Here is a 13,995-nt window from a genome sequence, read left to right as displayed (position 1 = left end):
GGTATCCGCGCGCCGGGGATGTCTGGAGGGCCCCCTGGTGATCCACTGCCGCCAGCAGGGTGTTTTCCGGCGTGATCTCAGCCACCGTGCCGGCCCGGCGAGGGGCCGGAGCCGATCGTCCCCGGGGCCGGAGGTGGCGGCCCGACGACCGCGGACCAGGCTCGCGCTGACCAATCCGAGCCCTCCGAGCACCGCCCAGATGGCGAGGGCGGAAGCCGGCCAACCGGCCGACCGCCAGTCGAAGTACACCGCCGCCTTGGTCAGGTCGTTGGCGAGCCCGGGGCTGCGCGGCGCCCAGTCGCGGGCTGTGCCGTGCGATTTCTTGTCCATGTTGTCAGCTTATGGTCCGTTTTATGGGCCACAGGGCGGAACCACCTGCCCGCGCCCTCGTCCCGGCGGAGACCGGCCGCTGGCCGTGCGTTGACGGCGTCGCGGGTGGCGTCAGGGGTTGACGACGGCGAAGGCGCGAACGGGGAAGGTCCCCATGCCGGCCACCATCGGCGGGGCCGCGGTGAACCGGAACCCGGTCGGCGGCAACGCGTCCAGACCGGTCAGGTGCTCCACGATCGGGATGCCGGCGGCCAGCAACGTGCTGTGCGCGGGGCGTACGCCGGCGGCCGCCGGGCTCATGTCGTCGATGTTGATCGAGTCGATGCCCACCAGGGTTGCGCCCGCGTCGGCCAGCGCCTGAGCGGTGTCCCCGGTCAGGTACGGCGCCTCCGGCGCGCCGTACCGCTCGGTGCCGAAGTGCGCATCCCACCCGGTGTGCAGCAGTACCGCACGCCCGGCCACCTGGTACGGGGCCAGCATCAACCGATCCACGGCCCGGACGTCGGCGGGCACCCGGACCACCATCCCGGGCAGGTCGGCGAGGCTGTCCAGCGACACCCCGGTCAGGTCGTCCCGGCCGGCCCACCGGTGGGCGGGCGTGTCCAGGTACGTGCCGGTGTTGGCGATCAGGTCGATTCGGGCCACGTGGAACTCGGTGCCCGGGGCGTACCGCTCACGGGATGCCGCGAAGGTCAGCCAGTCGGTGATCCGGGGGCCGGGCCAACCCGGCAGGGTGGTCATCCCGTCGCTGATCACGTGGCTCAACTCGATCAGCCTGCGGACGGGCGTCGGCTGACCGACGGCAACGCCCCGGCCGCCCTTGTGCGGCTCCTCGATGATCGTCTTGGCGCTGATCCGGACGTCGGCGACCATCAGCAGTCCGAGGTGCCGGACGAACAACGCCGCCAGGTCGTCGTCGGTGATCTCCCGACCGGGAATGTCCAGCCGGAACCCCTCGGTACGCAGCCCGCCGCCGTTGGCGAAGCTCACCTCCGCGTCGAACTGTGCCCGCCACTGCTCACCCATCCCGAAACCCGACCACGCCGGCCGGCAGTCGGTCAAGATCCGCCAGGATGGCGCGACAACCGGTCGCGCGCGACGGAAGATCCACTCGGGTTCAAGGAAAGCGCGGTGTCGACGCGCCGACGATGCCCCGATTTCCTTGAAGTCGAGTGGATCAGCGCGCCCTGCTGGTCAGGAGCGCGGGACGGGTGTCGGCGTACCCGTTGCGTCCCGGTCGGCCGGCAAGCGGGAAATGGCTGACCGGCGGAGCTAGGCTTGCCGGGTGCACCCCCCGTCCGGCTGGACGAGGGGCCGCCGTCGTGTGCGTCGACTCCCCGGGAAGGATTCCCTTGCTCACCGGTCTGTTCACCGCCGCCCTGTCCGACCCCGGGCTGGCCCGGGCGCGTGACCTGGCGCGCTCCGGTGCCGCCCAGGTCGACGGCCTCGACATCACCGCCCCGGCGGCGCTGCGCCCGTTCGCCGTCGCGGCGGTCGCCGCGGACAACGACGGGGCCGGGCGACCGGTGCTGGCGGTGACCGCCACCACCCGGGAGGCCGACGACCTGGCCGCCGCGCTGGGCGGGTTGCTGCCGGCCGAGCAGGTGGTGGTCTTCCCCTCCTGGGAGACGCTGCCGCACGAGCGGCTGTCCCCACGCTCGGACACGGTGGGCCGGCGGCTGGCCGTGCTGCGCCGGCTGGCGCACCCGGAGGCGACCGACGCGCACGGCGGCACCGGGCCACTGCGAGTGGTCGTGGCCCCGGTCCGTTCGCTGCTCCAGCCTCAGCTCAAGGGGCTCGGTGATCTCGAGCCGGTGCAGCTCGCCGCCGGCGAGGAGGCGGACCTGGAGGAGGTCGCCCGCCGGCTGATCGACATGGCGTACGCCCGGGTCGACCTGGTCACCAAGCGCGGCGAGTTCGCGGTACGCGGCGGCATCCTGGACGTCTTCCCGCCCACCGACGAGCACCCGTCCCGGGTCGAGTTCTGGGGCGACGAGGTGGAGGAGATCCGCACCTTCGCCGTCGCCGACCAGCGGACCATCGAGCAGGTTCCGCTGCTCTGGGCACCGCCCTGTCGGGAGTTGCTGCTCACCCCGGCGGTCCGCGACCGGGCCGCCGCGCTCGCCGAGCAGCACCCCGAACTGGCCGAGATCCTGGACAAGCTGGCCGAGGGCATCCCGGTGGAGGGGATGGAGTCCCTCGCTCCGGTGCTGGTCGGCCCCGACTCGCTGGAGCTGCTGCTGGACGCCATGCCGGCCGGCACCCACGTGCTGCTCTGCGACCCGGAGCGGATCCGCACGCGGGCGCACGACCTGGTCCGTACCTCGGAGGAGTTCTTGCAGGCCAGCTGGGCCGCCGCCGCGGTCGGCGGCCAGGCCCCGGTGGACGTCGGCGCCGCCGCCTTCCGCACCCTCGGCGAGGTACGCGCCGCCGCGGGCAGGCTCGGCCAGCCGTGGTGGACGCTGTCCCCGTTCGGCCTCGTGGAGGCGGAAGCCGCCGAGGCACGGCAGCCCTGGGAGGATGCGCCGGAGCAGGCTGCCGTCACCCCGGACGACGCCATCGCGGTGACCCTGTCCGCCCAGCCGGCGCCGCTCTATCACGGCGAGACCTCGCGGGTGGTCGAGGACCTGAAGCGCTGGGCCGGCGAGGGCTGGTCGATCGCGCTGGTCTTCGAGGGGCACGGCCCCGCCCAGCGGGCGGTGGAGGTGCTGCGCGACGCCGGCCTGGGTGCCCGGTTGACCGAGGAGGTGCCGACCGCGCCCGTCCCGGGCGAGCTGGTGGTCACCTGTGGCGCGCTGAGCAGCGGATTCGTCGACGAGGCGTCCCGTTTCGTGTTGTTGACCGGCAACGACGTGACCGGCGGCCGGGGCACCTCGACGCGGGACATGCGCAAGATGCCGAGCCGGCGGCGCAACACCATCGACCCGCTGGAGCTGAAGACCGGCGACCACGTGGTGCACGAGCAGCACGGCATCGGCCGCTACGTCGAGCTGGTGCAGCGCACCGTCAACGGCGCCAGCCGGGAATACCTCGTCATCGAGTACGCGGCCAGCAAGCGGGGCCAGCCCGGCGACCGGTTGTTCGTCCCCACCGACCAGCTCGACCAGCTCTCCCGCTACGTGGGCGGGGAGCAGCCGACCCTGCACAAGATGGGCGGCTCGGACTGGCAGAAGTCCAAGGCCCGGGCCCGCAAGGCGGTGCGGGAGATCGCCGCGCAGCTCATCCAGCTCTACGCTGCCCGCAAGGCGTCCAAGGGGCACTCGTTCGGCCCGGACACGCCGTGGCAGCGGGAGTTGGAGGACGCCTTCCCCTGGCAGGAGACGCCGGACCAGCTCGCCGCGATCGACGAGGTCAAGCGGGACATGGAGCAGACCGTCCCGATGGACCGGCTGATCTGCGGTGACGTCGGCTACGGCAAGACCGAGATCGCGGTCCGGGCGGCGTTCAAGGCCGTGCAGGACGGCAAGCAGGTGGCGGTGCTGGTGCCGACCACGCTGCTGGTGCAGCAGCACTACAACACGTTCGCCGAGCGGATGAGCCAGTTCCCGGTGCAGATCCGGCAGCTGTCGAGGTTCCAGACCCCGAAGGAGACCGAGCGGACGCTGGAGATGGTCGCCGACGGCACCGTCGACATCGTCATCGGTACGCACCGGCTGTTGCAGACGGCGACCCGCTTCAAGCAGTTGGGTCTGGTGATCGTCGACGAGGAGCAGCGCTTCGGTGTCGAGCACAAGGAGCACCTGAAGACGCTGCGCGCGTCGGTCGACGTGCTCAGCATGTCGGCCACCCCGATCCCGCGCACCCTGGAGATGGCGATCACCGGCATCCGGGAGATGTCCACCATCGCCACCCCGCCGGAGGAGCGGCACCCGGTGCTCACCTTCGTCGGCGCGCAGGACGACCGGCAGGTGGCCGCGTCCATCCACCGTGAGCTGCTCCGCGACGGACAGGTCTTCTACCTGCACAACCGGGTCGAGTCGATCGACCGGGCGGCACGGCGGCTGCGGGAGCTGGTGCCCGAGGCGCGGGTCGCGGTGGCGCACGGCCAGATGGGCGAGGACGCCCTGGAGAAGGTCATGGTCGGCTTCTGGGAGAAGGAGTTCGACGTCCTGGTCTGCACCACGATCGTCGAGTCGGGCATCGACATCCCGAACGCCAACACGCTGATCGTGGAGCGGGCCGACCTGCTCGGCCTGGCCCAGCTGCACCAGATCCGAGGTCGGGTCGGCCGGGGCCGGGAGCGGGCGTACGCCTACTTCCTCTACCCGCCCGAGAAGCCGCTCACCGAGCACGCCCACGAGCGGTTGGCGACCATCGCCCAGCACACCGAGCTGGGCGCCGGCATGTACGTGGCGATGAAGGACCTGGAGATCCGGGGTGCCGGCAACCTGCTCGGCGGCGAGCAGTCCGGGCACATCGAGGGTGTCGGCTTCGACCTGTACGTGCGGATGGTCGGCGAGGCGGTCTCCGCGTTCAAGGGTGAACGGCCGGAGGAGGAGACCGACGTCAAGATCGACCTGCCGGTCGACGCGCACCTGCCACACGACTACGTGAGCGTGGAGCGGCTGCGCCTGGAGATGTACCGCAAGCTCGCCGAGGCCCGCGACGAGGAACGGCTGGGCGAGGTGATCGCCGAGATGACCGACCGGTACGGCGAGCCGCCGGCCCCGGTGCAGAACCTGGTGGAGGTGGCCCGGTTCCGCCTGCTGGCCCGCCGCTACGGCCTGACCGACGTGTCCGTGCAGGGCAAGCACGTACGGTTCGGCCCGTTGCCGCTGCCGGACTCGAAGCAGCTGCGGCTCAAGCGCTACCACCCGGATGCCGTCTACAAGCAGGCCACCGACCAGGTCAGCGTGCCCCGACCGACCACCCGTCGGATCGGTGGCGAGCCGCTGCGTGACCAGGCGCTGCTCCAGTGGTGCGCGCAACTGCTCTCCGATGTGCTCGGTGCCCCCGCCCCACTCGCCGTCGCTGCGGGCGCCAGCGCCTGAACCGCTGCCGCTGGGGGCGCCAGCGCCTGAACCGCTGCCGCTGCGGGCGCCAGCGCCTGAACCGCTGCCGCTGCGGGCGCCAGCGCCTGAACCGCTGCCGCTGCGGGCGCCAGCGCCTGAGCCAGCGGTGTGCTTCCGACCAGGGACGGTCGCGCGTCCACGCCGTCCCTGGTCGCGGGATGGGCGAAGGTGGGGGGCGTCACAACCTCGGGTGACGGCGTGAGAGAGTGACGGCTATGCGTGCTCGCCGTCTTGCCGCCGTCGCCACTGTGGCGCTCGGCCTCGTCGCCCTTACCGGTTGCCGTGCTGAGCCTGGTATCGCCGCTTACATCGGTGACCAGCGCATCACCGACCTTCAGGTCACCACCGCGATGAAGGATCTGCGGACGAAGAACCCGGCGCCGGAGTCCTCCGCTGCCAGCGGGCAGCCCGCGGCGCCGCAACCGACCCTGCCCAAGGTGGCCGACGTGGTTCGGACCATGGTGCTGACCAAGGTGTGCGAGAAGCTCTCCGCCGAGAAGAACTACCAGGCGCGCGGCCAGGTGGCGGTCGACCAGGCCGCCCAGCAGCTCGGCCTCGACCCGGAGACCGGGCACGTGCGGGAGGTGGCGAAGCTCTTCACCTGCCTGTCCGGGTTGCCGGCGGAGCCGGTCGAGCCGTCCAAGGAGGAGATCGCCGACGTGATCGCCGCCGGGCGTGCGGCCGGCAAGATCCCGGCCGAGGTGACCGACGCGGACGCCGCCCAACAGCTCGACGGCGAGCAGCTACGCGGCGCGCTGGCGACCAAGCGGATCCTGGCCGAGGCGGTCGGTCGTTACGACGTCACCGTCAGCCCTCGGTACCGCCCGCTGGAGTTCCCGCTGCTCAGCTTCTCCGGTGACGCCCCCGCGGTGAGCGTGCCGTTGGGTGAGCCGGCCTCCGACGCGGTCACGGACATTTCCACCCCGGAGGGGCCGACCGCGACGCCGGAGGCCGAGGGCACGGCCAGCTGAGCATGACCGCACGGATCGTCCTCCTGGTCACCTCACCCCGGTTACCCGCTGGCCTGTTGACGGCCGCGGCCTGGGACGTCGTACGCCAGCACCCGGTGTTGACCGGCGCGGACAGCGAGTTGGTCACGGCCGCGCGGCAGGCGGGCGCCGAGGTCACGGTGGTGGACGGCCCGGCGACGCAGCCGTTGCTGGATGCGGTGGCGACGCACGGCACGGTGGTGTGGCTGGCCGGCCCGGCGGGTGACGAGGCGCTGGCCCGGGAGTTGGGTCTGCGGCTGGCCCGGCAGCCGGGGCTGGCCGAGATGGAGCTGATGTACGGCTCGTGGGATCCGCCGGGTGCCCGGCTGCTCGACGCGGTGGCCGTGCTGGATCGACTGGCCTCTCCAGGTGGCGACCCGTGGAAGCGGGCGCAGACGCACCGCAGCCTCGCCGGTTACCTGCTGGAGGAGAGCTACGAGGCGTACGACGCGATCAGCGCCGACGACACCGATGCGCTGCGCGAGGAGCTGGGCGACGTGTTGTTGCAGGTGGTGCTGCACGCGCGGCTCGCCGAGGAATTGCCCGAGGACGAGCGGTGGACCATCGACGACGTGGCCGGTGGCCTGGTCGACAAGATGATCCGACGCAACCCGCACGTCTTCGCCGGTGCCGAGGCGGGCACCCTGGAGGAGATCACCGAGAACTGGGAGCGGATCAAGCAGGCGGAGAAGGCGCGGCACTCGGTGCTGGACGGCGTGGCCCTGAGCCAGCCCGCGCTGGCCCTGGCGGCGCAGATCATGGACCGCGCCGCCCGCAGGGGCATCAACGTCCCACCCCCGTTGGCCGGTGCCCAGGCCGACCCCGAGGCAAGGCTGGGCGCCGATCTCCTGGCAACGGTAGCCGCGGCCCGCGAGGCCGGCGTCGATCCCGAGGCAGCCCTCCGCCGCACCACCCTCGCCCACGCCGAGGCCATCCGCCAAGCTGAATCCCCACCCGCCAGCCTGCGGTGATCATGGAGTTATTGCCCCGACACGCCGAGGTGGACGGCGACAACTTCATGATCGACGGAGTGGGCGGAACCGGCGGGGGAGCCCACGGCGGTCGGTAGGGTGGGGCGGTGGAAGCGTTTGGGGTGCTGGCTGAGCGGGTTGTCGAGGCGCTGTTGGAGTCGCGGCCGGGGGTTGCCACCGCCGCGGGCGACCACCGGTTCGACGACCGACTGCCGGACCTGTCCGCCGACGGGTTGACCGCCGACCGGGCGATGCTCTCGGACGCGGCCAACGCACTGTCCGAACTGGACCCGGACTCGCTCGACGTCGAGCAGCAGGTCGACCACGCGCTGCTCACCTCATTTGTGGATCGGGAGCTGTTCGAGCTGACCGAGATCCGGTCGCACGAGTGGGATCCGCTGCGGCACAACCCCGGCCCGCTGCTGCACCCGCTGCTGGCCCGCCCGTACGCCCCCGCGGAGGTGCGGCTGACCCAACTGGCCGGCCGGCTCGCCGCCGTACCGGACGCCCTCGCCACCGCCCGCGCGACGCTGCGGGACATGCCGCGGATCCACGCGGAGACAGCGGTCGGGCAGTTCACCGGCGCGGCTGCCCTGATCCGCGACGAGCTGCCGGCGCTGCTCGCCCAGGCGCCGAGCCACCTCGACCGGGTCGAGCCGGCGGCCACCGCCGCGATCGCCGCGCTGGAGGAGTTCGTCGCCTGGCTGCGCGTCGGCCTGGCCGCCGATGCCGGCCCCGGACGTGACCCGCGACTGGGCCGGCGCCGCTGGGAGGCCCGGCTCTGGCACACCCTCGACACCGAGCTGGGCGCCGCCGAGGTCCAGCGCCGCGCCTGGGCCAACCTGGACCGGGTCACCGCGGAGATCCGTGAGGCGGCCGTCGAGTTGGTCGGCGGTCCGGCCGACGACGCGACCGTACGTCGGGCGCTGGATCTGCTCGCCGCCGAGCACCCGAACGACGCGACGATCGTCGAGCTGGCCGGGGTGACCCTGGACGAGGCGACCGATTTCGTCCGCGCACACGACCTGGTCACCCTCGTCGACGACCGGTGTGTGATCCAGGAGATGCCGGAGTTCGCCCGGGGGGTCGCGGTGGCGTACTGCGACGCGCCCGGCCCGCTGGAGAGCGCCGCCCTGCCGACCTTCTACTGCATCGCGCCCACCCCGTCGGAGTGGCCGGCGCAGCGGGTCGAGTCGTTCTACCGCGAGTACAACGACCACATGATCCGTAACCTGACGGTGCACGAAGCGATGCCGGGGCACTTCCTCCAGCTCGCCCACGCCCGCCGCTACATCGGTGGCACGCGGGTCCGCGCGCTGGCCGAGTCCGGCCCGTTCATCGAGGGCTGGGCGGTCTACGCGGAGGAGGTGATGACGGGGCTCGGCTTCGGCGGTCTGCCGGTGCGGTTGCAGCAGCTCAAGATGCAACTACGGATGACCATCAACGCGCTGCTCGACCAGTTGGTGCACGCCGAGGAGCTGCCCGAGGCCGAGGCGATGGCGTTGATGACCGGGCGCGGCTTCCAGGAGGAGGGTGAGGCGGCCGGCAAGTGGCGGCGCGCGCAACTCACCTCCACCCAGCTCTCCACCTACTTCGTCGGGTACAGCGAGGTGGCCGAGATCGCCGCCGCCCGCCCGGACGGGGTGTCGGTCCGCGACTGGCACGACGCGATGCTGGCCCACGACTGCCCGCCCCCGCGCCACCTGCGCACCCTGCTCGGTCTCTGAGGAACGCCGGGCCGCGCCGGTTCAGCGCCGCGCGGCCGTCACCGTCGCGTCGATCAGCCAGCGCGAGATGGAGTACGCGGGCGGCAGTTCCGCCGGCAGCGCATCCAGGCGGAACCACTGAGCCCTGGTCAGCTCCCGCCCGTCGACCACCGGCTCGGCCCGCGGGTCGGCGGCACGGGCGGTGAAGCCGGCGAGCAGTACGCCCGGGCCGGAGATCGCCCAGGGTTGGCTGCCGAAGTAGGCCAGCCGGTCGACCGCCAGCCCGACCTCCTCGCCGACCTCCCGGTGCACCGCCGCCTCAAGCGTCTCGCCGGCCTCGACGAAGCCGGCCACCAGCGCCCACAGGCCGACCGGCCCGCTGGCGTGCCGGACCAGCAGCAACTCGTCAGCGTGCCCGGGCGGGCCGGGCCGGGTGATCGCCACCAGTACGGCGGCGGAGAGCTGCATCGGCGCGTACAGGCCGCAGTCGGGGCACCGACGGGCGGTCTCGCCGGGTAGGTCGGTCAGCTCCGCTCGGCAGGCGCCGCACCACCGGTGGGTACGCCGCCACGTCAGCACCGCCAGCGCCCGGCCGGCGAGCGTGGCGTGCGGCTCCGGCACCTCGGCGGCGAGTGACGCCCAGCCGCGCGCCCGGCCGGGGAGCTCGTCGACGGTGGCCAGGTCGGCGCCCCAGGCGGGCACTCCGTCGAGCGTGCCCAGCGGCACCCAGTCGGTGTCGGCGGGCAGGTCGGCAACGCGGAGGGGTTGGCCGTCGACGCCGGTCAGCAGCTTCGCGCCGGTCACCGGCAGGGCCAGGTCACCGGGGGCGGGAGGCCGGCTCCGATCGGCCCCTGGCACGAACCCGCCGGGCAGCGCGGCCGGCGCGGACCCGCCGGGCGGTGCTCCGGACGTTGACCCGCCGGGCGGCGCGACGGACGTGGGCGCGGCTGGCGGGTCGGTCACGAGCCGCCGGGGCGGCGATCGACGACGCCGGCGCCGACGGGCGGGTCGAACGCATCCTCGTCGACCGTCGCGGAGTAGTTGCTCAGGGCCAGCTCCATCGGCTTGCCGTCGACCGGCCCGGTGAAGCTGCCGAGCACGCCCTCGGTGGTCACGCAGGCGGTGAAGTCCCCGGACGAACTCTCCACCGCGACGCAGGCGGCGTGGTGCCCGGCGACGGTGGTGTCACTCTGCTTGATCACCGCCTGCGGGTCGAGCGCGGCGGCGGTGAGCAGCCCGACCACCACCGGCGGGGTGACGAGGCCCTGCCGGTTGGCCTCGCCGAAGAGCGTCACCGTGGGCTTGCTGCCCGGGGTGGGTGGGGCGATCAGCGTGCACTGCGGGCGGGTGCCGGTGGTCGTGCACCGGGTGATGGCCTCCGGGGTGACGGTGAGTTGTCCGCCCGGGTAGGTGTAGGTGGATCGCGCCGGGTCCTGTGCCTGCACGATCGCGGCGCGCTGGCCGCCGGGCAGCTGGTAGTCGGCCGAGTAGGTCAACTCCAGTGCCCGATCGAGCCGGGCGGCGAGGTCGTTGACGAGTTCCGAGCGGCCCATGGCGACTCCGGCGTCCTCGAATGTCTGACAGCCGGTGACCGTGAGCGACGCGATGACCGACACGGCGAGCATGCGGAGGGTGGTCGAGGCGGCGGGCATGGCGACCAGCCTGGTGGATCTGGTCCGCGCAGCGCAAACCCGTTGCCGGTTGACGCCCGGAAATCCGGGAATGTCCGTCAGCGCGGGGCGACTCGGGTGCGCGGGCGACGCCGTGCCCGTTCGCGCCGCCCGATACGCTGCGTTCAACACCTGCCTCAGCCGCACCGTCGCGGCCCACCCACGGACCGGATCACAACAACGAGGAGCGACTTAGTGGCAACCATCGAGGGAATCGTCGCCCGGGAGATTCTCGACTCGCGGGGCAACCCGACGGTCGAGGTCGAGGTCGGTCTGGACGACGGCACGGTCGCCCGCGCCGCCGTGCCCTCCGGCGCCTCCACCGGCGCCTTCGAGGCGATCGAGCTGCGCGACGGTGACGCCGACCGCTACCAGGGCAAGGGCGTGGAGAAGGCGGTCTCCAACGTCGAAGACAAGATCGTCGACCAGATCATCGGGTACGAGGCCAGCGAGCAGCGGCTGATCGACCAGAAGATGCTCGACATCGACGGCACCGACAGCAAGTCGGAGCTGGGCGCGAACGCCATCCTCGGGGTCTCCCTGGCGGTGGCGAAGGCCGCTGCCGGCAGCGCCGAGCTGAGCCTCTTCCGCTACCTGGGCGGCCCGAACGCGCACCTCCTGCCCGTGCCGATGATGAACATCCTCAACGGTGGCGCGCACGCCGACTCGAACGTCGACATCCAGGAATTCATGATCGCGCCGATCGGCGCGCCCACCTTCCGGGAGGCGCTGCGTTCGGGCGCGGAGGTCTACCACGCGCTGAAGTCGGTGCTGAAGAAGAAGGGCCTCTCCACCGGGCTCGGCGACGAGGGTGGCTTCGCGCCGAACCTGCCGACGAACGCCGCGGCCCTGGACCTGATCGCCGAGGCGGTCGAGAAGGCCGGTTACCGGCTCGGCACCGACATCGTGTTCGCGCTCGACGTGGCGGCCACGGAGTTCTTCGACAACGGCACCTACACGTTCGAGGGTGCCGCGAAGTCCGCCGAGGAGATGAGCACCTACTACACGAAGCTGGCCGACGAGTACCCGATCGTGTCGATCGAGGACCCGCTGGCCGAGGACGACTGGAGCGGCTGGCAGACGCTGACCGCCTCGATCGGCGACCGGGTGCAGATCGTCGGCGACGACCTGTTCGTGACCAACCCGCAGCGCATCGCCCGCGGCATCGCGGAGAAGGCGGCGAACGCGGTTCTCGTCAAGGTCAACCAGATCGGCTCGCTGACCGAGACCCTGGACGCGGTGGACCTGGCCCACCGGGCCGGCTTCAAGTGCATGATGAGCCACCGCTCCGGCGAGACCGAGGACACCACCATCGCCGACCTGGCGGTGGCCACCGGCTGCGGCCAGATCAAGACCGGCGCGCCGGCCCGTTCGGACCGGGTCGCCAAGTACAACCAGCTGCTCCGGATCGAGGAGGAGCTGGCCGACGCGGCGCGCTACGCCGGCGCTGGCGCGTTCCCGCGCTACCGTTCGGCCTGAGACGCACGAAGCCTCGGGGGAGGGGTGTGACGACGATGCAGCAGCGCCGCACACCGGGTGGTCAGCGTCCCGCCCGCCGGCCGGGTCAGTCCGGTCGGCCGGGCGGCGGGCGCGCCACCCGGGGATCGGTCCGGGAGGCCGGCGTACGCGCCGAGCCGCGCGCCGCCGGTCGCGCGCCGGGTGCTGCCCGGGGCGCCGATGGCGTGCGTTCCGCGAATCGTCCGGCCGCCGCTCGGCGTACCGCCACCGGTGGTGCCGTGAAGCGGCTCGCCGCACCCCACCCCCGTCGCTTCACCGGTCGGGCCACCGTGCTGTTCGCGGTCCTGATCGCGCTCGCCCTGGCCTACACCTATCCGGTCCGGGTCTACCTGGACCAGCAGGCCAACATCGAGCGGATGGAAGCTGCCCAGGCGGTGCAGGAGCGGGAGATCGCGAAGCTCGCCGAGCGGGCCGCGAAGTGGCAGGACAAGGCGTTCATCGAGACGCAGGCTCGGGAACGGTTCTTCATGGGCCGACCCGGCGAGAAGATGATGGTGGTGCTGCACGACCCGGAGGGCGCCGCTCGCGACGCCGGGAAGTCGGCCGGTTCGACCGCGCCAGCCGGGCCGACGACCTGGTACGACACGCTCTGGTCGAGCGTGCAGGCGGCGGACAGCCAGCAACCGGGCAAGTGAGCCACCGACCAGCACCCCAGGAGAGATGGGCACCGTGACTGTCGTACCACCGTCGGAGCCGGCGGCGGATTCCGTTCCCCTGCCGCAGCGGGAGCCGGCCACCGAGGCCGACCTGGCGGCGGTGGCCGCGCAGCTCGGCCGGACGCCCCGGGGCACCCGGGCGGTGGCCCACCGGTGCCCGTGTGGCCTTCCCGACGTGGTGGAGACGACTCCCCGTCTCGCCGACGGCACCCCGTTCCCGACGCTCTACTACCTGACCTGCCCCCGGGCCACGGCGGCGTGCAGCCGGCTGGAGTCGGCGGGGCTGATGAAGGAGATGGCGGACCGGCTGACGACGGACCCGGAGTTGGCGGCCCACTACCGGGCCGCGCACGAGGACTACCTCACTCGCCGGGAGGCGATCGGCGAGGTGCCGGAGATCGCCGGCATCTCGGCCGGCGGAATGCCGGGCCGGGTGAAGTGCCTGCACGTGCACCTGGGTCACGCGCTGGGCGCCGGCCCGGGGGTGAACCCGTTCGGCGACGAGACGTTGGAGCTGGTCGAGCCCTGGTGGTCGGCGGGGCCGTGCGTGGACGTGCCGGCGGGCGAATGAGCAGGCAGGCCGGGTCCTCGGCGCCCGAGACACAGATCCTGGTGCGGCGGGCCCGCACCGGGGACGTACGCGGCATCCGGCGGCTCGTCGACACCTACACCGACGACCGTCGGCTGCTGAGCAAGGCCACCGTCACCCTCTACGAGGACGTGCAGGAGTTCCGGGTGGCGGTCCGCGCCGACGACGACGTCGTGGTGGGCTGCGGCGCGCTGCACGTCATGTGGGAGGACCTGGCCGAGATCCGCACGGTGGCCGTGGACCCGTCCTGCCGGGGCCGGCGCATCGGTCACCGACTGGTCGGTGAGCTGATCGACGCGGCCCGGGAGTTGGGCGTGGTGCGGATCTTCGCACTCACCTTCGAGACCCGGTTCTTCGGCTCGTTCGGCTTCCGCGAGATCGACGGCGCTCCGGTGCCGCAGCCGGTTTACGAGCAGCTGCTGCGCTCGTACGACGAGGGTGTCGCGCAGTTCCTGGACCTGGAGCGGGTCAAGCCGAACACGCTGGGCAACACCCGGATGCTGCTGCGCCTGTAATCAGCCCGTGCGGGGTGTGGCCGGCGGGGCCGACGAGGG

General features: G+C 72.5%; 11 protein-coding genes. 8 read left to right on the top strand and 3 right to left on the bottom strand.

All coding sequences use genetic code 11. From position 1 onward, the window contains the following. Positions 1-441: 441 nt before the first annotated feature. Positions 442-1,356: a cyclase family protein gene (locus tag AC5L30_RS30260; RefSeq protein WP_494871453.1), complete on the bottom strand. Its 915-nt coding sequence runs from the start codon at positions 1,354-1,356 to the stop codon at positions 442-444. 326 nt (positions 1,357-1,682) lie between these two features. Here AC5L30_RS30260 and mfd point away from each other — a divergent pair, with 326 nt between their 5' ends. From mfd to AC5L30_RS30240, 4 genes are all read left to right on the top strand, one after another. Continuing rightward, on the top strand, positions 1,683-5,321 hold the full coding sequence (gene mfd, locus AC5L30_RS30255) for a transcription-repair coupling factor (protein WP_494871451.1): 3,639 nt from the start codon (positions 1,683-1,685) through the stop codon (positions 5,319-5,321). Positions 5,322-5,557: 236 nt separating this feature from the next. After that, entirely contained in the window at positions 5,558-6,313 is a 756-nt protein-coding gene (locus tag AC5L30_RS30250; RefSeq protein WP_494871449.1) for a hypothetical protein, read from the top strand. A gap of 2 nt (positions 6,314-6,315) precedes the next feature. Next, a complete protein-coding gene (locus AC5L30_RS30245; RefSeq protein WP_494871447.1) occupies positions 6,316-7,302 on the top strand; it encodes a nucleoside triphosphate pyrophosphohydrolase in 987 nt (328 codons plus the stop codon). Between the two features lie 107 nt (positions 7,303-7,409). Then, positions 7,410-9,029, top strand: a complete 1,620-nt coding sequence (locus tag AC5L30_RS30240; RefSeq protein WP_494871445.1) for a DUF885 domain-containing protein — start codon at positions 7,410-7,412, stop codon at positions 9,027-9,029. A 21-nt stretch (positions 9,030-9,050) separates the two neighbouring features. On the opposite strand, the gene nudC is transcribed toward AC5L30_RS30240, so the two are convergent. Further along, on the bottom strand, positions 9,051-9,812 hold the full coding sequence (gene nudC, locus AC5L30_RS30235; RefSeq protein ID WP_494871443.1) for an NAD(+) diphosphatase: 762 nt from the start codon (positions 9,810-9,812) through the stop codon (positions 9,051-9,053). Between the two features lie 155 nt (positions 9,813-9,967). Continuing rightward, positions 9,968-10,660 carry a hypothetical protein gene (locus AC5L30_RS30230; protein ID WP_494871441.1) on the bottom strand — a complete coding sequence of 231 codons (693 nt, stop codon included), beginning with the start codon at positions 10,658-10,660 and terminating at the stop codon, positions 9,968-9,970. Between the two features lie 213 nt (positions 10,661-10,873). Between AC5L30_RS30230 and eno the strand changes: the two genes are divergently transcribed. Genes eno through AC5L30_RS30210 form a run of 4 tightly spaced genes read left to right on the top strand, consistent with a single transcriptional unit; the run spans position 10,874 to position 13,956 of the window. Next, positions 10,874-12,157: a phosphopyruvate hydratase gene (gene eno, locus AC5L30_RS30225; RefSeq protein WP_030328795.1), complete on the top strand. Its 1,284-nt coding sequence runs from the start codon at positions 10,874-10,876 to the stop codon at positions 12,155-12,157. A gap of 35 nt (positions 12,158-12,192) precedes the next feature. After that, positions 12,193-12,831 carry an FtsB family cell division protein gene (locus AC5L30_RS30220; RefSeq protein ID WP_494871481.1) on the top strand — a complete coding sequence of 213 codons (639 nt, stop codon included), beginning with the start codon at positions 12,193-12,195 and terminating at the stop codon, positions 12,829-12,831. A 34-nt stretch (positions 12,832-12,865) separates the two neighbouring features. Further along, positions 12,866-13,423 carry a DUF501 domain-containing protein gene (locus AC5L30_RS30215; protein ID WP_238660960.1) on the top strand — a complete coding sequence of 186 codons (558 nt, stop codon included), beginning with the start codon at positions 12,866-12,868 and terminating at the stop codon, positions 13,421-13,423. Further along, complete coding sequence (locus AC5L30_RS30210) at positions 13,420-13,956, top strand: amino-acid N-acetyltransferase (RefSeq protein WP_494871439.1); 537 nt, start codon at positions 13,420-13,422, stop codon at positions 13,954-13,956. The genes AC5L30_RS30215 and AC5L30_RS30210 overlap by 4 nt, the downstream gene beginning before the upstream one ends. The last annotated feature ends 39 nt before the right edge of the window (positions 13,957-13,995 follow it).

Source organism: Micromonospora sp. BQ32, from assembly GCF_059358895.1.
This window is presented reverse-complemented; position numbering and strand designations above follow the sequence as displayed.

What these genes read in the sequence shown, in the direction of transcription:
- AC5L30_RS30260 (WP_494871453.1), bottom strand. Translation starts at nt 1,356, where the DNA reads ATGGGTGAGCAGTGGCGGGCACAGTTCGACGCGGAGGTGAGCTTCGCC.
- AC5L30_RS30250 (WP_494871449.1), top strand. Translation starts at nt 5,558, where the DNA reads ATGCGTGCTCGCCGTCTTGCCGCCGTCGCCACTGTGGCGCTCGGCCTC.
- AC5L30_RS30245 (WP_494871447.1), top strand. Translation starts at nt 6,316, where the DNA reads ATGACCGCACGGATCGTCCTCCTGGTCACCTCACCCCGGTTACCCGCT.
- AC5L30_RS30230 (WP_494871441.1), bottom strand. Translation starts at nt 10,660, where the DNA reads ATGCCCGCCGCCTCGACCACCCTCCGCATGCTCGCCGTGTCGGTCATC.
- AC5L30_RS30220 (WP_494871481.1), top strand. Translation starts at nt 12,193, where the DNA reads ATGCAGCAGCGCCGCACACCGGGTGGTCAGCGTCCCGCCCGCCGGCCG.
- AC5L30_RS30210 (WP_494871439.1), top strand. Translation starts at nt 13,420, where the DNA reads ATGAGCAGGCAGGCCGGGTCCTCGGCGCCCGAGACACAGATCCTGGTG.